This is a genomic window from Cellvibrio sp. KY-GH-1, assembly GCF_008806975.1.
In the GTDB taxonomy this organism is placed as follows: Bacteria; Pseudomonadota; Gammaproteobacteria; order Pseudomonadales; family Cellvibrionaceae; genus Cellvibrio.
Window position 1 is genome coordinate 3,607,800 of the sequence record NZ_CP031728.1, and the last position, 19,355, is coordinate 3,627,154.

The 19,355-nt window shown below is 48.8% G+C and carries 15 protein-coding genes; 9 read left to right on the forward strand and 6 right to left on the reverse strand.

All coding sequences use genetic code 11. From position 1 onward, the window contains the following. Positions 1 to 175: 175 nt before the first annotated feature. Positions 176 to 4,102: a translocation/assembly module TamB domain-containing protein gene (locus tag D0C16_RS15210; protein ID WP_225319047.1), complete on the reverse strand. Its 3,927-nt coding sequence runs from the start codon at positions 4,100 to 4,102 to the stop codon at positions 176 to 178. After that, positions 4,102 to 5,877, reverse strand: coding sequence for an autotransporter assembly complex family protein (locus D0C16_RS15215; protein WP_225318699.1), 1,776 nt, complete (start codon positions 5,875 to 5,877; stop codon positions 4,102 to 4,104). The genes D0C16_RS15210 and D0C16_RS15215 overlap by 1 nt, the downstream gene beginning before the upstream one ends. Before the next feature lie 118 nt (positions 5,878 to 5,995). Here D0C16_RS15215 and D0C16_RS15220 point away from each other — a divergent pair, with 118 nt between their 5' ends. The 5 genes from D0C16_RS15220 (at position 5,996) to D0C16_RS15240 (ending at position 11,142) form a co-directional block, all read left to right on the forward strand. Then, the gene (locus tag D0C16_RS15220) at positions 5,996 to 6,934 is read left to right on the forward strand and encodes a 23S rRNA (adenine(2030)-N(6))-methyltransferase RlmJ (RefSeq protein WP_225318700.1); all 939 of its coding nucleotides are present in this window, start codon (positions 5,996 to 5,998) and stop codon (positions 6,932 to 6,934) included. 10 nt (positions 6,935 to 6,944) lie between these two features. Then, positions 6,945 to 7,337: a hypothetical protein gene (locus tag D0C16_RS15225; RefSeq protein ID WP_151033144.1), complete on the forward strand. Its 393-nt coding sequence runs from the start codon at positions 6,945 to 6,947 to the stop codon at positions 7,335 to 7,337. After that, the gene (locus tag D0C16_RS15230) at positions 7,337 to 7,690 is read left to right on the forward strand and encodes a DMT family protein (RefSeq protein ID WP_151033145.1); all 354 of its coding nucleotides are present in this window, start codon (positions 7,337 to 7,339) and stop codon (positions 7,688 to 7,690) included. Before D0C16_RS15225 ends, D0C16_RS15230 begins: the two co-directional genes overlap by 1 nt. A 102-nt stretch (positions 7,691 to 7,792) precedes the next feature. Then, on the forward strand, positions 7,793 to 9,706 hold the full coding sequence (locus D0C16_RS15235) for a bifunctional diguanylate cyclase/phosphodiesterase (RefSeq protein WP_151033146.1): 1,914 nt from the start codon (positions 7,793 to 7,795) through the stop codon (positions 9,704 to 9,706). A gap of 260 nt (positions 9,707 to 9,966) precedes the next feature. Further along, complete coding sequence (locus D0C16_RS15240) at positions 9,967 to 11,142, forward strand: PHB depolymerase family esterase (RefSeq protein ID WP_151033147.1); 1,176 nt, start codon at positions 9,967 to 9,969, stop codon at positions 11,140 to 11,142. Between the two features lie 146 nt (positions 11,143 to 11,288). Here the strand turns inward: D0C16_RS15240 and D0C16_RS15245 are convergent, their stop codons facing one another. Next, a complete protein-coding gene (locus tag D0C16_RS15245) occupies positions 11,289 to 11,747 on the reverse strand; it encodes a GNAT family N-acetyltransferase (RefSeq protein ID WP_151033148.1) in 459 nt (152 codons plus the stop codon). A 158-nt stretch (positions 11,748 to 11,905) separates the two neighbouring features. Here D0C16_RS15245 and D0C16_RS15250 point away from each other — a divergent pair, with 158 nt between their 5' ends. The 3 genes from D0C16_RS15250 (at position 11,906) to D0C16_RS15260 (ending at position 13,837) form a co-directional block, all read left to right on the forward strand. Continuing rightward, positions 11,906 to 12,322 carry a hypothetical protein gene (locus D0C16_RS15250; RefSeq protein ID WP_151033149.1) on the forward strand — a complete coding sequence of 139 codons (417 nt, stop codon included), beginning with the start codon at positions 11,906 to 11,908 and terminating at the stop codon, positions 12,320 to 12,322. Positions 12,323 to 12,586: 264 nt separating this feature from the next. Then, positions 12,587 to 13,384, forward strand: a complete 798-nt coding sequence (locus tag D0C16_RS15255) for a hypothetical protein (protein WP_151033150.1) — start codon at positions 12,587 to 12,589, stop codon at positions 13,382 to 13,384. A 111-nt stretch (positions 13,385 to 13,495) separates the two neighbouring features. Then, entirely contained in the window at positions 13,496 to 13,837 is a 342-nt protein-coding gene (locus tag D0C16_RS15260; RefSeq protein ID WP_151033151.1) for a hypothetical protein, read from the forward strand. Between the two features lie 63 nt (positions 13,838 to 13,900). Here the strand turns inward: D0C16_RS15260 and D0C16_RS15265 are convergent, their stop codons facing one another. Continuing rightward, the gene (locus D0C16_RS15265) at positions 13,901 to 15,280 is read right to left on the reverse strand and encodes an MATE family efflux transporter (protein ID WP_151033152.1); all 1,380 of its coding nucleotides are present in this window, start codon (positions 15,278 to 15,280) and stop codon (positions 13,901 to 13,903) included. A 259-nt stretch (positions 15,281 to 15,539) separates the two neighbouring features. On the opposite strand from D0C16_RS15265, the gene D0C16_RS15270 reads away from it, so the two are divergent. Next, positions 15,540 to 16,739, forward strand: a complete 1,200-nt coding sequence (locus D0C16_RS15270; RefSeq protein WP_151033153.1) for a DUF418 domain-containing protein — start codon at positions 15,540 to 15,542, stop codon at positions 16,737 to 16,739. A gap of 24 nt (positions 16,740 to 16,763) precedes the next feature. Here the strand turns inward: D0C16_RS15270 and D0C16_RS15275 are convergent, their stop codons facing one another. Continuing rightward, a complete protein-coding gene (locus D0C16_RS15275) occupies positions 16,764 to 17,450 on the reverse strand; it encodes an SDR family NAD(P)-dependent oxidoreductase (RefSeq protein ID WP_151033154.1) in 687 nt (228 codons plus the stop codon). A gap of 184 nt (positions 17,451 to 17,634) precedes the next feature. Next, positions 17,635 to 19,344 (reverse strand): hypothetical protein, encoded by a 1,710-nt coding sequence (locus tag D0C16_RS15280; RefSeq protein ID WP_151033155.1) that lies wholly within the window; start codon positions 19,342 to 19,344, stop codon positions 17,635 to 17,637. Between the last annotated feature and the right edge of the window lie 11 nt (positions 19,345 to 19,355).

Here is a 19,355-nt window from a genome sequence, read left to right on the forward strand (position 1 = left end):
TTGCCCTTCGCGTGTTGGAATAGTTATGGGTTGGAATAATTTTAGGTTTGACCACCATTAGCTTAGGCTAGATGGCGCGCGGCAAGCATAAATAAATTGCGTACCTCTGTAGTGGGTATTAACCCTATTTAACCTCAGGAACACGCCGACTAAGGGCTCTAATAAAAAATCGGCATTATTTCTCTACTTTATAGACCACATCCACACTTTGGGTCTCGCCGGATACCGCCTCCAGCCGCAAACGATTGGTGAGTTGATATTCCACACCAAAACCAAAGGCCTGATCAAAAATACCTACCACATAACGCACCAGCAATTTGGGGGTCAGGTATTTGCCCACCCAGAGTTCACTTTGGTTGAATCCCTGGTCCGATTTGATCTCCAGCTCATCCACGCGGAAAATGCGCGTAATTTCCGAGGTAATTGATCCATCCGAATCCATTCCCAATCCACTCATTGCGCTAATTAACAAGGATGCATCTGCCTTGGAGGCTTCATCGAGCGGCTTGCCGGTGAGCAACATCATCATTGCCTGACTTTCGGTGAGTTTGGTAGACGAGAAAACTGACGCCTTTGGTCGCTGGAGCGTGCCGCTAACATCCAAACCTACTTTAGTATTTTCGTCATCGCGAATAATGCGCGACGCACGAATATCCAGCCCCGGATTTTCATACGGCCCCTGAAAATTTAATCGCCCGCGCTCAACGGTGAGCGTTTGTCCGTAGGCTTTGTAAGTACCATCAACCACACTGACGTAACCGCTGGTGAAAAATTGACGCTGCGCTTCTTTAAATAATTTAATTTTTCCGGTGAGCTTGCTATTCAGACCAAAGCCTTTAAAGCGAACATCATCGCCCAATAACAGCTCCAGATTGGTAAGCACTTTTAATTTTTCGTCTGCGCTGTCTTGCAGGAATTGCTCATCGACAATTACGGCATCTGCAGAAACAGCAGTAGCCGATTCCGCCAAACTTTTTATATTGGTGCGCGCCCAGGGAATCGTTGCTGTACCGGTTAATTCCAGAGTTCCGGGCGTGGCAGCAATTTTTATCGTGGGGCTTAGGGTGGCTTTTAATTGGGGCAAGGCAACCACTTGCACGTTATTGCCATTCACAAACCCTTGCAGCGACCAATCAGGTGTACCCAAACCGCGCAAGTCGCTCACAATCGATAAACGGCCTTCACCCGACTGCATCTGACTGACTAAATTAACGGCACCTGTCCGCGTGGAATTCAGTTGTATTTCTATATTGGATAAATCCACTCCCAAGCGGGGCAGTTTTGCGGAGCCATTGCGCAGACTTATGTCGCCAATTAATTGCGGCTGCGCGAAACTACCACTGAGGGATAAATCCGTCCGCAAATCACCTTGCACATCGTTGGCGAAAGGTAGCAGCGTCTCCAGCGGAGCGAGGTTGGAAAAAAATGCCGTTAATTTTCCCTTGGTAAATTTTTGTTGCCGCAAATCCAGTTCACTATTGGCATCTATACGACCATAGCCCGTCCAGTCCATACCGGCATTAGCGGATAATTTTGCATCCGCCAAATTCGCACGCACAAAGAAATTGCGCCAGGCATACACATCGGTAGCACCGCCAACATACTGGTAGCGCAGCTCGGCATTGCGCGTTGCAATTGTGGCACTGGCTTTGGTGTTCGCCACGCTTAGGTCATCACTGCGGATATGCACCGCGCCATCCATAACGCCGGCAAAATACACTTCCGTTTTAAACAACGACAGAAATTGACGCAGCGGCACCGAATCCAGATTTGCATGCAACTGCGCGCCCGTAGCAGCTGCCCATTCACCTTCAACGCACAGTTGCGGTAGCGAATATTTTTCTACCGGGTTCATAGGCAATACTTGTGGCTTGACCAACCAGTCGTAATTGGTTTTTACATAATTTTGGTTAGCAATCCATTCGCCGATGACTTGCTCTCGCTCCACCGCAGCAATTTTTTCTACTTGCCCGGTAAGGTTAGTGCGCGTTGTCAAACACTGGCGGCCCAGATTGAGTGAATCTGCAGATACACGCATCTCACTACTGGATGTAAGCCACCAGCGCGGAACCTTTTTCAGTTTTAGTGCAAGCTGCTCAAAACGCCCCGTCCATGCGCTCCCATCATAATCGCCAGCAATTTTTACATCTGCACGGCCGTAGGTTTTGTGTTTGATCACCGCTTGTAACTGATGTTTATTAAGCGCGCCTGTGCCATTCAGCGTGATTGACGAAAAGCGATTTTCCGCAACGCGTAACTGATTGGCAGAAAACGACAACGCATAATTGTAGTCGCGCAACGCCTCGGCCAAATTTACGGACGTATTAATCGCGGGGGCGATATTATTATCGGCCGGCACAGGACCAAGGGTTGCAGTAACCTCTGCCACTGGTGCCAATGAGAATTGCAATTTTTCCACCGCGTAGCGGCCCCAGGAAAATTGCTGTACCGCCGCCTCTATATTCATTTGCGGCTGCTGGACGGTACCGCGCAAACTGCCGCGGCTAATAACGCTGCCGCGCAGGCTATTATCGATTTGCGCCAACATAGGAGCGTTGATGTTCCAATCCAGATTAAATTGCTTACCCAAGTCCCCTTTTACACGAATTTGGTTTGCACCCAATACCAAATGTAAATCATCGCTGCGCAGTTTTTCTCCGGCGTAATCAACACTGCCGCCGCCCTGGATATTCACACCGCGCAAATCGCCATCGATCGCCAAGTTTTGTAATTGCGCTACCCAACCGTCTGCGCCCTGCGCACCACTGGTGGTAAAACTAGCGTTGATATTACTCGGCCAATTATCAAATAAGCTCGCGATATTTAAATGCTCTGCCGTTACCCCCAACTTCCAGTCCAGGTGCGGCAACCAACGCACACTGCCTTGCAGGGTTAAGCCTGCATCGGTATCAATAATCTGTGGACCAGGGGTAGCGACTCCCGGGGCCGCAATGGTTTCTGGTAGCGCCGCTGAACTCATTGCACTGGAACTTGCAAGCGGCGCAGCGCCATCTACGCCAACACTGGAAATATAGCGCTCACGCAACCGTAAAAAATCAATGCGAATTTGTTCAAGGTCGCCTTCCGCCGCCGCGCTCACCCCGAGAATCGGCGCCTGCGGCAAATAAATATCACCCTGCAATTCGGCGGTGTATTTTTTCCAATTGCCCTCAGCGATTAATTTGCCATTAGTGATTGGTGCCGGCTGATCCGGAACCCACCATTCTGCTGGCAGTGTTTGCTGGTGCCACTGCGCTTGCGCTTGCAGAAATGGCGCCAGTTGCAATTCATTATTCGCATTCACCAGGCTGCCAACAATATTCGCTGTTAACACCACCGGCGCCCCCATTTGGGTTGACACTTGCCATCTTTTTAAATCGCCGCTGATATCACTCACGCCCATATAAATTAATTCTGGCGGCGCAGGAATAATTTGCGCCGGAGGATGTTGTGGCGCTGCAGTATTTTCAGCGGCGGCTTGCCACTGCCATTGCAAACTGGCTTGGGTTTTATAGGGGAAATCTAATTCGGTCGCGCCGGTGAGATGCACAGTGTACTGATCATTCACCAACGCCAGATTGTTATAACGGAAGTGAAATGTGCCCCAACTGAGCGAGCCACTTAACCTACGCCAATGTTGGCGAGTATCGCCCTGCACTAAGTCGATATTGTTAATACGCGCTTTTTGTAAATGAATGCGCACTGGCAAACGCAAATGCGGCCATTGACTGAATGGGCTGGCTGATTGAGCAGTTTCCTGAGCAGCAGGAAGTGTGATGCTGACCGCGTGCGCACGCAGCGATTGAACTACCAGCGCACCATACAGCAAATCAACCGGGCGCCAGCGAAAGGATAATTTTTCTGCGCGATAAATTTGCTCCTCGTTGCGATATTCCAGCGCGTCTATATCCAGCCCACTGCGCAAGTTGCCACTCACGCCCTGTACGTTCGCATCTACCAGCGCGGCAATACGGGCAACTAACCAACGGCTGCCAGTTTCCGTTTCCACTAATGCGCTCAGGCAGGCCAACACAATCAGCGCTACAGCGAGCAAACTGAAAAAAATGTTGCGGGCTTTTTTAATCCAACGCGGCCAGTGCATCACAAATCTGGCCCCATACTAATATGCAAACGCCAGCCATCGGTTTCGTCATCCTGTTTAATCGGGTCCAAGGCTTTTGCAACATCAATCCGAATGGGGCCTATGGGCGATACCCACCGCACACCCACGCCAACGCCGCGTTTAAATTCAAAATCGCCATCGTCAATTGCATTGCCCATATCGTAAAACGCCGCGACAACCCAATTGGAGTCTTCAAAGCGATAATCGTATTCCATACTGGCCACTAACAGGTTATTTCCGCCAATGACCTCCTCTTTACCAGTGCGCTCGCTTTCCTTAACCGGGCCAATGGATTTGTAATCGTAACCGCGCACACTGGCATCGCCACCGGCAAAGTAGCGCACGGATGCCGGCAATAGTGCAACATCCTCAATATCGGTCACCCCCAATTCGGTACGCATCAGCAAGCGCCCAACGGGCAAACCCCATACATACTTTGCGCGCGAATAAAATTGCACAAAGCTGCGATCTGACCCCAGGCTTTCCGGTGAGCCAGATAGCTTTCCCAGAAAATTCCAACCGCGCAATGGATAGGCATTACCATCGGATTTGGTGCGCGAAAACGACACTGAGGGAATTAATAAATCAATCGTATTGGGCAATTCATCACCCACTTGCGACTCTTCATGGGTGTATTCAAGCGCGTAGGTTTGCAGCCATTTATTATCCTGGAAGTAAGTGTAATTAGCACCATAGGTATTCTTGGTACTAACAAAGGTCTCCACTTCCTCTTTTAAATAGCCGGTGTAGATATTTAAAAATTCATGCGCCGGACGGCGAAACGGAATTTTATAATTGGCGACGGCTTCTTTTTTAATATCTGATGCAGAAAAATCGGTGGACAAAGAATGGCCACGGCGATTGAGATAGCGATCCTCAAAGCCGAGCTTAACGCGCGGTTCATCGGCCTCTACCCCCGCACCTATGGAATAGGCGTGGCGTTTGCGCGCTTCCAGTTGAATATTTATCGGGACTTGATTGTCTTTGAGCATTTCCAGGTCCGGTGCCACATTGGCCACCGAAAAATAATTACTGGCGCTGTAGTCGCTCTTTAGTTCCAGCAGTTGATCAGTATCGTAATAATCACCGGGTTGGATGTTGTAATAGCGCTGGAGAAAATTTTCATCGAGGATTTCGTGCTGCAAATTAATCTGGCTGATTTTGTAGCGCGCACCCGTGTCATAGACCAATTCGATGACGGCGGTTTTTTCCGCAACACTCACCATGATGCGCGACAGTTTGAATTCGCCATCAAAATAACCGTGGCTAGCCGCCAGGGTGCCGAATCTGGATTTCAGGGTTTCGTAGCGGCCATGATTTAATTTATTGCCGACTTTAATGCCGGGCTTGTCGTACAGGCTGTGGAAAACACTGTCGTCGCGGCCCTCACCCAGAATCTCAATGCGCAATTCTTTTACCAGCACGGGTTCACCGGGCGTAAGAGCAATCTGCAGGCCCCAACAATTTTTATTGTTGAGCAGTTTGGTTTCGTATTCGAGCTGGTAGTAACCCAAAGCTTGGGCGGCGGCGGATATTTCCGTTTCAGCATCGGCCAACAGCGAGTTGATTCGCCAGAGTGGTGCCTTACAACTTTCATCGGCAAGGCTCAGGTGCTGGCGAATATTTTCCCGCAGGCTTTTGGTACCGCCGGTAATTTCTATGTCCGGTTCAGCAGCCAATACCTGCCCGGCCACCAGCAGGGCCGGCAACAGGACTATCAGGGAACAAATGCGCAGTACAGCTGAAGTATGCAATTCCATCATCATCTTTGGGCTAGAGCGGTGCCTACTTTACCCGCTAACACCGGCGGCTAAAAGGCTGAAAGTGTGACATTCTTGCGGCATTAATTGTTCCAATGTGGCTGTCCAGTTTGTGAACAGCACCACTGCTTTAGGCAATTGCGCAGGCACCCGTTATAATCGCGCCGTTACGCGCACCTATTTCATTCGCTCAACCAGAGACCCGCCTATGCTCAGTTATCGCCACGGCTTCCACGCCGGCAATTTTGCCGATGTACTCAAACACATGGTGCTTGTGCACTGCCTCGAGTATATGAAGCAGAAAGACAAACCGCTGCGCATTATCGATACCCATGCCGGCGCGGGCGTTTACAAATTGAACGGCCCCCAGGCGCAGAAAACCCGCGAATTTGATAACGGTATAGGCCGCCTGTGGCAACTGCCGGATTTGCCCGCTGCAGTTGAAACTTATATGGCGACCCTGCGCGAATTGAACGAGCATGGCCAATTACAGGTTTACCCTGGCTCACCATTACTTGCACAACATTTGATGCGCGAACAAGACCGTCTGTTTTTGCATGAGCTGCACCCTAGCGATTTCCAATTTCTGCGCGATTGCATGCGCAGCGATAAACGCATCAAGGTGCACAATGAAGATGGCTTCGCGGGATTGCAGGCACTCTTGCCACCGCCCGATCGCCGCGCGCTGGTGCTGCTCGATCCCTCCTATGAAGTAAAAAATGATTACCAACATTTGGTAAAGCAAGTGATTCAAGCGCACAAGCGTTTTGCAACTGGCACCTTTGCGATTTGGTATCCCGTGGTATTGCGTCAACGCATTGATGAAATGGAATTGGCGTTACAAAAATCCGGCATTAAAAATATTCAATTGCTAGAGTTGGGCCTGCAACCGGATAACCCGGAATTTGGTATGACGTCCAGCGGAATGATCGTGATTAATCCGCCCTGGACACTCTGGAGTGCAATGGAAGAAGCCCTGCCCTGGCTGGTCGATCAGCTCAGTGAAAATGGCGCAGGTTTTTATCGCCTTGAACAATTAGTTGCTGAATAACGGAGTTGCTATGCCGTCTGCCTCACCAACCCCTATGAGTTATGCGAAGCGTGCCGCCATTGCGTCTGCCTGTATTTTTCCCGGTGCGGGATTAATTATGTTACGCGAGTGGCTGCGCGGCTGCATTTTTGCGGTGCCTTCCGCGCTGATTATTGCGTTGCTATTTAAAAACCTGATCAACACCGCGCTGCAAATTAGCGCGCACTTGGATGCCGAAGCAAAGCGCGGTAATTTTGCGTTTGATGCTATTGGTATTTACCACCAACTGCACGAATCCATTTTCACCTCGTCCTACTGGCAGGACGGCAAATGGATTTTATTGGCCAGTTGGTTGTTGAGTATTCTGAGTTCTTATTTCGCAGGAAAAAAACGTGACCTGCAACAAGCGCCGGGGAATCAATAATGCAGGCTTCACTTCTCGCCATCGGCCTGCTCTTTTGTAGCAATATTTTTATGACCTTTGCGTGGTATGCGCATTTGAAAGAGCTGAACCAAAAGCCCTGGATTATCGCCGCGCTTATCAGTTGGGGGATTGCGCTGTTTGAATACCTATTACAAGTTCCTGCAAATCGTATCGGCTATACGGTGATGAGCGTGGGGCAATTAAAAATACTCCAGGAAGTGATTACCCTGAGCGTGTTTGTCCCCTTCGCGGTTTTTTATATGAAGGAACCACTTAAACTGGATTACCTCTGGGCTGGCTTATGCCTTTTGGGGGCAGTCTTTTTTATGTTTAGAGATAAATTAACTGGTTAATTTGCCCTGCCCGGCCAACCTTTGCGTGAAAATCGACTATAACTAAGGGATTCTGCGGAGCAAGAATCCTAATAACCCCAGTTGATAACTCAAGGTGCCAGTGTGTCTGATCCAACGCCTCACTCTCCCTTGCAAGGACCAGCCCCCCGGGATTTCCACAAGCAATCGACAAAACGTCTGATCCAAATACTGCGCACCACCCAGGTTGCGCTCTTGTTGGTGTGTATTCTCAGTACCATCGGCGGCCGCTATAGCGATGCCATCTTTATGATGGCGACCGGCGCATTCTTGTTTGTTGTGGACTGGGCCATTTATAAAAAGCGGCCTCTGCTTGGATCAGGAATCTTTCTCGCCTCACTCACCCTTATGCTCAGCTGGCTCGCCTGGCAAGGCAGCGGCATCCGCGATACCGCCTTGCTTGGCTACTGCGGGGTACTGGTGTTTTCGGCCTCACTGGGCAATAAACGCATCCTCCTCGCACTGCTAACGATCATGGTGAGCGTACTCTTCACGATTGCCTATGTGAATGATCGCGGTATTTATCACCACCATATTGAGCCCATTAATTTAATCACCGGGTTAATTGTGGTGATTGTGTTAATTGTGGTGGGCATGGCCGCCTGGCAATTTGCCGATGATCACCGCGCGGCGCTGGATGAACTGGCGCGCGATAACGAGCGAATGAAAGCGGCGAAAAGCCATATCGAGCATATGGCCCTGCACGATACCCTAACCGGCCTGCCCAATCGCATCATGGCGCACCGAAATTTTGAAACCCTGTTCCAGGACGCCCAAGTCAAGCATCAACAACTGGGTATTATTTTTATCGACCTGGATAATTTAAAACCCATTAACGATTCACTCGGCCACCAGGCGGGCGACCAAATTTTAAAAGAAGTTGCGCTGCGCTTGCTGAGCTACACCAAATCCGTCGATCAAGTATGTCGCTATGGTGGTGACGAATTTATTTTGTTTTTACCTAACATCCAAACCGAAGAGGATGCATCCACTGCCAGCTTGGAAATACTGCAATTAGTGTCTGAAAATTATCTGTACCGGAATATCGAAATTTTTTGCACTTGTTCAATTGGTATCGCACTCGCACCGCAGGATGGTGATGACCTGGACACCTTGATTAAAAAAGCTGACATCGCCATGTACCACTCCAAGGATTCCGGGCGCAACAGTTTCCGCTTTTTTAATGCCGCCATCAGCCGCAACATGCTCGACCATATCAGTTTGATTTCGGGCATGCGCCGTGCATTGCAAGACAACCAATTCAGCCTTCACTACCAACCAAAAATCGACTTACAGCAAAATACTATTTGCGGATTGGAAGCACTGCTGCGTTGGAACCACCCGGAGCAGGGTTTTATTTCCCCGGCGACTTTTATTCCTCTCGCTGAATCGTCCGGATTAATTATTCAGCTCGGCGAATGGGTGATTAACGAAGCTTGCCGTCAGGCAAAAGTCTGGCTGGATGCGGGCATTCTGGATTTCAGTATCGCGGTTAATATTTCCTCCATTCAATTCAAACGCGGCAATATCGATAGCATCGTGCTCAATGCACTGGCCAGTGCCCAACTACCTCCGCAATACCTGGAGTTGGAATTTACCGAATCACTGTTAATTGAAGACAGCGACCGCTTGGTACATACGCTGGCCATACTGCGCAGTGAAGGCGTACATTTTTCCATTGATGATTTTGGGACGGGTTATTCCAACCTGGGCTATTTGAAAAAATTTGAAGTGGGCACGCTGAAAATTGATCAATCGTTTGTGCGCAAAATGGATGACCAAACCGGTGATGCGGCAATCGTTCGCGCGATCATTCAAATGGCATCGAGCCTGGGTTTAAAAACCATCGCCGAAGGGGTAGAGGATGCCGGCACGGCGGCACTGCTTCGCAGCCTGGGCTGTAACGAGGCACAAGGCTATTTCTGGGCGCGGCCCATGCCGGCTGGCGAGGTGGACGCATTTTGTCGCAACTGGAATCGCGCGCCTGAATCCCCGTAAGCGGGCGAACGCCCAGTGCGTTTTTTATCAGAAAACCGTCATTTCATTAATAAGGTTATTCGCCGTTTAAGTCAGCAAACTGACAGCTCCTTCATCACACTATTTACCAGTCATCCTTCCAAATATTCATAATAACTGCATCACTAGTGTACTAGTCGCCCATAATACTCCCCGCAAAAACCTGCCGTACGCTGCGCCCATGCCTGAGCCACAGGGCGCGCGATAGATCCTCCATTGGCTCCCGACAGAAGGTTTTTCCCATGAGCAAAATAATGAATAAATCAGCACGCCTGACGTTGCTGGCCAGCACAATGCTGCTCGCCAGCCTGGATACTTCCGCTGCCAGCCTGCGCGAAATCACCGGCTTTGGCACCAACCCCAGCAACCTGCGCATGCACCTCTATGTGCCGGACAATCTACCGAACAACGCGCCGATTCTGGTCGCCAACCATTACTGCACCGGTACCGGCCCCGCGCTCTATTCCGGCACGCAATTCGCGTCCCTCGCGGATCGCTACGGCTATATCGTCATCTACCCGAGCGCCACCCGCAGCGGTCAATGTTTTGATGTGTCATCGCCCCAGGCACTGCGTCGCGGTGGTGGTAGTGACCCGGTGGGCATTATGTCTATGGTGAGTTACGTGCAGCGCAGCTATAACGTGGACTCCACCCGTATATTTGTGACTGGCGTTTCCTCAGGTGCGATGATGACCCAGGTATTACTCGGCCTGTATCCGGATGTATTTAAAGCCGGTGCCGCCTTTGCCGGCGTACCCTTTGGCTGCTTTGCCACTACTGACGGCAGCACCTGGAACAGCAACTGCGCCAACGGCACCATCAGCCGTACACCGCAACAGTGGGGCGATGCAGTGCGCAATGCTTACCCGGGTTACACAGGCGCACGCCCCCGCGTGCAACTCTGGCACGGCACCGCCGACACTACCCTGCGCTACGCGAACTTTAATGAGTCCATCAAGCAGTGGACCAATGTCCACGGCATCAGCCAAACCCCGCTCAGCACCGACACCCCGCAATCCGGCCAAACCCGCACCCGCTATGGCAGCACCGGCGGGCAAGCCCAAGTGGAAGCCATTAGCCTGAGCGGTGTAGGTCACAACCTGCCCGTTAACGCGGCAGAAGCGATTCGCTTTTTCGGTCTCACCACCACCGTCACTTCCAGTGTTGCTTCGTCGCGCGCCGTCAGTTCAACACCGGCCAGCTCAAGACCTGCCAGCTCCGTACCGGCGAGTTCTACGCCCGCCAGCTCGCGCGCGGCGTCCAGCACACCAACCACGGGTTCCGCCTGTAATTGGTGGGGCACTCGCTACCCGCTGTGCGTAACCACGCAAAATGGTTGGGGCTGGGAAAATAATCGCAACTGTATTAGCCGCACCACCTGCGCTACCCAACCGGCGCCTTACGGCATAGTCAATTAACATCGCGCACTACCCTGCCGAACTCAGTTTTCCAATCGGGTTTCCAAACTGAGTTACCGGATCAGGCGGCAAATAATTTTCACTTGCCCAATAAAAAAGCCTTAGGCGTTTTGCCTAAGGCTTTCTATTTTGTGCAGGATAAATGGTTAGTTCATCACCCGCGTCATAAACGCGCTATAAGGATCTTCCGCATAATCGGCAAAGGGACCGCAATATTCAAAACCGTAACGCTCATACAATTTGCGCGCGGGCAAGAAAAAATCCTGCGTACCGGTTTCCAAACTCAAGCGCGTGTAATTACGTTTGCGTGCGACCTGCAAAATATGCTCAAGCATTTTCTTACCCACGCCGGTGCCGCGAAAGCGATTGGCCGAGCGCATGGATTTTATTTCTGCATGCCCGGGTTCCAATTCCTTTAACGCCCCACACCCCACCAAATCACTACCCACCCAAGCACTCCAAAAGGTAATCTCCGGTTTACGCAGCTTGCTCAAATCCAACGCATGCACACTCTCGGGCGGCGACGCGGCATACATATCCCGCAAATGCTCTTCCAATAATTCCGCAATTTCCGCGCTGGTTAAATCATCGATACGAATTTCCATAAACATCTTCCTTTTATTCACAGGGTTGAAAAACTGGATCATACTCTACCGCATCAATAATCGGCATACCCGTGACATTGGTCATCGCAGTTGCGCACCACGCTCACCCCAGGCAAGGCACCACTGACCATTCCGCTAAACAGCGAAGGAAAACAACAATGGCTACCGACAGTCTTTTACTGAGCACGATCAAAGCCGCAGCCAATAGCCACAGCAAGCAGGCGGCCAGCCATAAATTTTTACACCGTAGCCTTTGGGCTGCCTCATCGTTTATTTCTGTATTGATTGCCATTGCCACTACCTTTGACTTTACCCTGCTCGGCTTCACCAGCAAAAACATTGCTACCCTGTTCGCCATTCTCTTACCCATGGTCACCAGCTACATGATCCTTCGCTCCCCGGAAAAACTCTGGATCCACGAAATCAACACCCGCAACCAACTCCTAGACCTGCACACCGAACTGGAACTAAAAATAAAACGCAACGCTTCATTTGATCCAGAGGATTTTGAACAGCGCTATTTGGTAATAATGGCTACAGCGAATCAGAAATGGGTTGGGATTAAGGAGGGGTGATTTACGGTTATTTCGTGTAATTGATTTGCGTCGTGATTTGAATTAATTATTCACACCTTGTACATTCAAACCCGTAGGTCGCCGCGGGCCGCGTAGGCTGAGCTTGCGGACTGCAACAGGTTTTAAGGGCGGGAATGTGCCGAAAGTAGAACTTAAAATTGCGCGATCGACCATGAGTCAATCCCGTTAGTTGCGCGACTTACAGACTTACAATTGGGCGCGCAGCATTTAGAATATTAAAAACACCCTACCAGAGACAACACCATGGAAGATGAAAAATATCGTATTGCTTACCTGTTTATAGCATTCATCATTTTCACAAATTTAGTCACCCTGAAAGACCTCTCAGCAACAGTCAGAAAATGGTTCAACCTTGCCATCCTATTCATACCCTTTGTGGGCTTCGTATTCATTGGGGTATTAGCTGCTGACTGCTACAACTGCAACATACCCATGGACGCAATCAGGCCCTACTTCTTCGGTTTTTTGCTATCTATTCCTATCATCCTGATTCACCTATCAACAGAAAACCAATTCCACAACCCTGAAGCGAGAAAAAAATCGACACCAGCCAATACTGAGCTTACGTCGGGCGATGTACGCCAAACCGATGCAACCTCACCTGACAATTTACCACCAGCCAGCAATCAAGATCCTGCTCCGCAATACTGCAGCCATTGCAAAAAGACCCTGCCAGAAAAGCCACTATTTTCATTGAAAAATCACACTTGCAATTGCGGAAAAAAATACAAATTGGCTCGTGAACAGGCAAGAAAAACTACTTGGGATGTGTTTATTAACTCCAGCATATTAACAGCACTGTTTTTTCAGGTTTTACAATCTTTCGAGATATTACATATTGCTAAGTCCTCACTGATAATTATTTATATTTCATTACTACTTCCGGCAGTAGCTTTGTCTATCTACATCTATTTTAAGCAAAACACCAAATGGGTACGTGTTCCTAAGACAGGAAAACGAATGGGAGATGACGCCAAGATTTTATGGAGTGTGCTCGCAGTAGCTGCCATTTCGCTGTTTCTCGCTTTCTATTACGCCTGATCCTTACAAACCTCGAAACTGCAATTGGCAGCAAAAACTAATTTCACGTTTTGACGGTTTGCGCTCAAAAAACAACTAAAACCATACCGCTATAATATGGAAGGCATTGGCATGAATAGGATCAGAAATTTAACTGGAAATATTCATACCGCAGCAAACGGACAGAAAACCTATGACGTGTTTTATGCATCCTCAGGTTTGATTCCTGTTATCGGACGGCTGTTACAACAACAGTTCGGATTTTCACCACAGTCAACGCCGGCTATAGGTCTTGATGAGATCGTAATTGAAATAGAAAAAGATGGAATAAAATTAAGTTTGGGCTGGGATATTTGGTCTGGTGCTTATGTGCTTAGTTTTTGCGAAGAAGGTAGTCAGTGGGTAGCCCACATCGCTCAGTTTCTCGATGATGAATTTAGCAAGTCAATTTACCAACAATACGTTAGTACCTAGGTACGACTAGCGCAGCGTAATCCACCTACATAAATACATTGTTGCAACTTCAATCCATCACCATCAATGTCGCGTTAAATTATTCATCCACTTCCTGCTCGCAATCCTGCGAATGACGGGAATAAATTTCAGCGCATCTTCCAAAAACATGAGCGCGTATAAATAGATAAATGAAAGTTTGGTGAGGAATACGGCGGCGATATAAATGGGAACTCCAAAGCACCACATGACGATGGTGTCGGTGATGAGGGTGAAGCGGTTGTCGCCGCCGGCGCGGAGGACGCCGATGATGCGCATCATGTTGATGACTTTGACCGAGACCAGCAAACAAAATACACCGAGGGTGTTGAGCAATAATTCGGTAGAGGCGGCGTCCAGTTGATCAAAGATTTTCAACATGAGCGGGCGCGCAAACCAGAGCGAGGAGCAAAATAAAATCAGCAGCGCAAAGGTGATACGATCAAAAAATTTATGCAGGTACCAGGCAACTTCATTATTACCCGCGCCCAGCTCGCGTCCGATTAATACCGCTGAGGCATTCGCCAGCCCAACGAATAATGCAAAGAAGGCGCTTTCGATAGGAACAATCACACCCATTACCGCCAACGCATCGGTGCCCGCATAGCCGGTAACTAAATGATAGGTAGAATTTCCCACCGCCCAGATTGCATAGTTGGCCACCAGAGGCAGAGAGAACGCGAGGTAGCGTTGAATTTGGGTTTTATCCAACCCCATTTTTAACTGCGCAATATTCAATGCGAAACCGTGTTTTTTTGCGTAGATCCAACCCACGACAATAATGAGTTGCAGCGCACGTGAACCCAGTGTGGCCCATGCCGCACCGGCAACACCCAGCGCAGGCATACCCCAGTTTCCACCGATCAAGGCGTAATTACCGGCAATATTAACGAGTGCTGCACACACACCGGCAACCAGAGGCATAGTGGTGCTGCCAAGTGCGCGCAGCGACGCTTCGTAGATCACAATCCACTGGGTAAATAACAGCGCCGGTGCGGTGATAATTAAATATTGCGCCGCAAGGTTAACCACAACCGGGTCCGGGTTAATCCACTGCACCCAGGTATTTGCACCAAACCCAAACGCGAAAACGAAGGGCAACATCACTAGCGTGCCCACTAATAAAGTGACCGCCAATGAACGCTGGCAACTGGGAAAATCTTTTGCGCCTGTGTATTGCGCCACCAGAATGCTGCAGCCGGTGGCCAAGCCACTCATCAATACCAACAATAAAAAGTGAATCTTGGCCGCGAGCCCTACGGCCGCAATAGCGCTCGCGCCCAAGCCGCCTACCATGATCACATCCGCCATGCCCAGCAGCGATTGCATCAGCATCTGGGCAGCAACCGGGAGGGATAACAAAATTACACCGCGCCAGAAAGCGCGCTTGTCGTTCAGGGAAATTAATTCAGGAGGGGTAACCACGGCGACTCCGGTAAAAAAATGCACCGCGCATTATAGGCTTTTTGCTAACTCGTTTAGTGTTAATAATTGGTAAGGCAGGCTTCACTTTACGCAGTGCGAGGAATGACACCCGTCACACCTGTAGTGCAGCAAAAGTGAGAAGTACCAATTCCCGCAAGCGAACGATTTTACAAATCTTAAGGAGACAAAATTGCTCTGCCGGCTAGACTTTTTCATTAGCCAGCGCACTTATCATTAATAACAAATTAACGAGCATCTTATGTCATCCTTGCAGTCATCCTCCCTGCCGCCAAAACCCCAGCGCATCGAACTGGTGGACGCGATTCGCGGCTTTGCACTCATGGGCATTTGCCTGGTGCATTTTATGGAATATTTCGAGTTGTACTGGATTAACCAGGACCCGACCTTTTTACACAACACGATTTTCTTTTTATTTGCGGGCAAAGCCTATGCAATTTTTGCACTGATGTTTGGCTTGAGTTTTTTTATCATTATGGATAACCAAGCCAAAAAGGGTGTGGATTTTAGTTACCGTTTTGCATGGCGATTAGTCGTTTTGTTAATGATCGGTTATATACACACTCTGCTCTACCTGGGTGATATTTTATCGGTATTGGGTATTATCGGATTGAGCCTGCTCTTTGTGCAGAAACTCAGCAATCGCTGGTTGTTTGTCGCAGCACTACTCTGCCTATTGCAATTGCCGTTCTACTACCAGTTTTATGCCGCGCTAAATAACTGGCCCGGTGCCAATGATGCGCCGTCACATTGGGCGGTATTCCCCGAGGTTTACGGCGCACTGGCCAACGCCACTTTCAGCGAACTTTTCGCGATTAACAGCTGGGATGGTTTAACAGCCAAGTGGCTCTTTTTTGTGGAGTCCGGGCGCGGCATTCAATTGGTGGGCTTATTTATCACCGGTTTGATCTTGGGACGAATCGGCTTTTTCACTCAAGTTGAGCGTTTTGCCAAAGCACGGATAATCGCCTTGGTGATTGCCGTAGCGGCGACGGCGCTCTTCTACTGGGGAGAAAATTATCTCAAACAATTACCCGCGGATATTTTGCAAGAAAAAGGTATGGCAAAAATGTATTTGGAACAAATTGCCGGGTCTTATTTAAGCACCGCCATTATGACCACATTGATTTTGCTTTTTATTCAGCTTTATCTCTGGCGCCCTACGGGGAAATTGTTAAATGTATTGGCCCCTTGTGGTCGCGTAAGCCTGAGCATTTATTTAGTTCAAGCGGTAGTGGGAATTCCGTTGTTTTACCCCGCCGGTTACGGTGGCTATTTAACCCTGGGGCAAACCAATAGCCTGTTAATTGGTATTGTTTTCTATGGGTTATTAATTGTTTTCGCGCATTGGTGGGTAAAACGTTTTTACTATGGACCGGTGGAATGGGTGTGGCGCAGCGCCACCTATCTCAGCCTGCAAGTCCCCTTCAAACGCATCTAAGGAAAACCGCACAAACATGGGCAGTCATATTCTTAACTGCCCAAGCCCGCCATTCGCCGCGACTATCTGACCAGTGATGAAGGCCGCCGAAGGAGAAATAAGAAATTCCGCCAGCGCGGCCATTTCATCCGCGTCACCAATACGTTGCAGTGGATGGCGTTTTGCGGCGGATTCAATCTTTTCCGGAGAGTTCGTCAGTTTTTCCGTAAGCGGTGTCGCCGTTAACGAAGGGGCTATTGCATTGATACGAATGTGCGGCGCCCACTCCGCCGCCAAACTGCGAACAAGCCCCTCAACCGCCGCCTTGCTCGCCGCAATACTCGCGTGATACGGCATGCCGCAAGTAGCAGCCACACTGCTAAACAACACCACACTGGCCTGGGGCGATTTTTTCAGTCGGGGCGTCAGCAATTGCAAACTGCGCACTGCCCCTACCACATTAATTGAGAAATCCTGCAGAAAATCTTCTACGCTCAAGCGCGCGAAGGGTTTGAGATTAATACTTCCGGGGCAGTAGACCACTGCATCGACCACCTCGGGCAAGGCAGAGGTATCCGGCACCGAGTCCACAGGATTATTCACAGTTACCTGGACACCCTCTATATCTGTCGCCGTGCGCGCCCAGACAAATACTTGATGCTGATTTACCAATCGCCGCACAAGCGCGGCACCTATTCCCTTGGTACCACCAATAACCAGTATATTACTCATCGCTCTACCTCCACTTGAGTAAATTAATACGCAAGCGCGATGAGAAAAGTTTACTACCCAGTAATCAGTATCGTCCGTCACCATCCTTTGCGTACCAGTGCGGCACCAAGGCCGCTAATTGCCCACCCAAAAAGCGACCCAGAATGCAAGCGAATAGAGAACTTCGACCGAGGCGCCTTGATAGCTACTCGCCTAAAACCAATGAGTTAAACAAGATAAACACCGAGCTTGTAACAATTAAAAAGGTTAGCGCTTTAAGCGATTTTTCCGGGCTATGCCACTGATGCTTTAACATAGTCCATTTACCAATTTTGTTTTGCGACGAGAAAAAAGGCACAAGCAACTCTGTTGTCTGCGGCTGAGGGAAAAGGCTTTTTTTCACATGCTTGCGAAAAGGCACAACAATTTGACCAACTTTAAAACCAGCGTCATTCCATAGCAAATCACTATAGGCTTGTATATGGCGCTCTTGACGGTGGTCTATTAATTCCACCCGGTCCTGAAAGATCCCCAAACGCCAGCGAGCCATTTGAACTATTGGAACAGAGAAAACCCACACAACCAAAAGCATCAAAAAATGAGGAAGAATTAATTTAATTCGTACTTCCAAGTTTGAAACGATAAAAACTACAGAGAGTAGCACCACCAAAAACAATAAAGGTAATATCAATTTTGCCGCTAAGCGGGGATACCGACCAACTTCCAACCATATTCCCTTTGAGCCTATCGCTTTTAATGCGTCTTGCTGTTGACGCTGGACCGAGATATCGGTAACAGTTCGTTTTGATCTCCAAAGGTCTACAAACGCAGCAATAAATCCAAATACAACAAACAGTGCGAAAACGATAAGGGTATTATTCTGCAAGTTTCTCCACTTCGTTGACTCCTGCAGATCCTTGGCAATTAGGCCCGCTGCATCATCAATGGCAACTGACCCCAAAAAAATTCCTTTCTGAGAATATTGATGGATTCGATACAGGGCCATATCGACAATTAGAATTTTGTTGTCAAAAACAACCATAGATATAGGATCAGCATCAACAGGTAGTTTCAACTCGCGCTCAAATTTTCCGGCGATATTGTAAAGTGCCAATCGGCTATACGATAGGTTGTTATCTGCAACTAATACCCAGTAAGTATTATTTACCCAAAGTACATTTACCGGCCATGAGTATTTTTTTCGCTTTTTATTCAGCCAATCGAATGGAGAATCCAAGCCTATGACAATAGATTCTATTTCGCTGGCAAATTCATTTGCCGCACTTTTTATAATTTTTAATGCGTGATGATTAGTATCTGCCACAACCAAGTTTTCCCCTTGTGGCACAATTTGATTCGGAAACCGAAAACCGGTCTTATTTGCGATAATTTTTCCATCTTTATCGAGCAACCAAAGTTGGTGGCGGGTCGTATCAGCGATAAAGACTTGATCTTGCTTATCGATATACAAGCGAAAGGTTCGGTTAATCGCTGGCAGCTCTCTTCCAAACATGTCGCATTGAAATGTTTCAGGCTTGCACCGGTAAAGCGCACCACTTCCATCAGCCTCTCGATTAGTAACGCGATTTAGCACCTCTAATTCCTGCGCTAGTGTTTTCGTCGGCTGATCCAAAGCTAGCAGCAAATCACCATTAGAAAAAAAATCAATATCTCCGGTAAATAATTTTTGATCAAACTTACGCAATGAAAACTCATGATTTATCGTGAAATCCTTATTTACCCACAACAGCTGGCTTCCGTACTGGACAACGAATTTTTCATCATCAACCGCCTTCGCCAAGCCAAATGTATTCAGTTTTAGTAGCTGCTGTCCAGACCAGACATACATGTACAACAAACTTGCGAAAAAACTTATGATTAATATTGCAACTATTGGATTTACTGATTTTTGCATTACGAATTTCC

Excerpts from the sequence above, each read along its gene's own strand:
- D0C16_RS15210 (WP_225319047.1), bottom strand. The coding sequence starts at position 4,102 with ATGCACTGGCCGCGTTGGATTAAAAAAGCCCGCAACATTTTTTTCAGT.
- D0C16_RS15225 (WP_151033144.1), top strand. The coding sequence starts at position 6,945 with ATGCCGTCTGCCTCACCAACCCCTATGAGTTATGCGAAGCGTGCCGCC.
- D0C16_RS15230 (WP_151033145.1), top strand. The coding sequence starts at position 7,337 with ATGCAGGCTTCACTTCTCGCCATCGGCCTGCTCTTTTGTAGCAATATT.
- D0C16_RS15240 (WP_151033147.1), top strand. The coding sequence starts at position 9,967 with ATGAGCAAAATAATGAATAAATCAGCACGCCTGACGTTGCTGGCCAGC.
- D0C16_RS15245 (WP_151033148.1), bottom strand. The coding sequence starts at position 11,747 with ATGGAAATTCGTATCGATGATTTAACCAGCGCGGAAATTGCGGAATTA.
- D0C16_RS15250 (WP_151033149.1), top strand. The coding sequence starts at position 11,906 with ATGGCTACCGACAGTCTTTTACTGAGCACGATCAAAGCCGCAGCCAAT.
- D0C16_RS15255 (WP_151033150.1), top strand. The coding sequence starts at position 12,587 with ATGGAAGATGAAAAATATCGTATTGCTTACCTGTTTATAGCATTCATC.
- D0C16_RS15260 (WP_151033151.1), top strand. The coding sequence starts at position 13,496 with ATGAATAGGATCAGAAATTTAACTGGAAATATTCATACCGCAGCAAAC.
- D0C16_RS15270 (WP_151033153.1), top strand. The coding sequence starts at position 15,540 with ATGTCATCCTTGCAGTCATCCTCCCTGCCGCCAAAACCCCAGCGCATC.
- D0C16_RS15275 (WP_151033154.1), bottom strand. The coding sequence starts at position 17,450 with ATGAGTAATATACTGGTTATTGGTGGTACCAAGGGAATAGGTGCCGCG.
- D0C16_RS15280 (WP_151033155.1), bottom strand. The coding sequence starts at position 19,344 with ATGCAAAAATCAGTAAATCCAATAGTTGCAATATTAATCATAAGTTTT.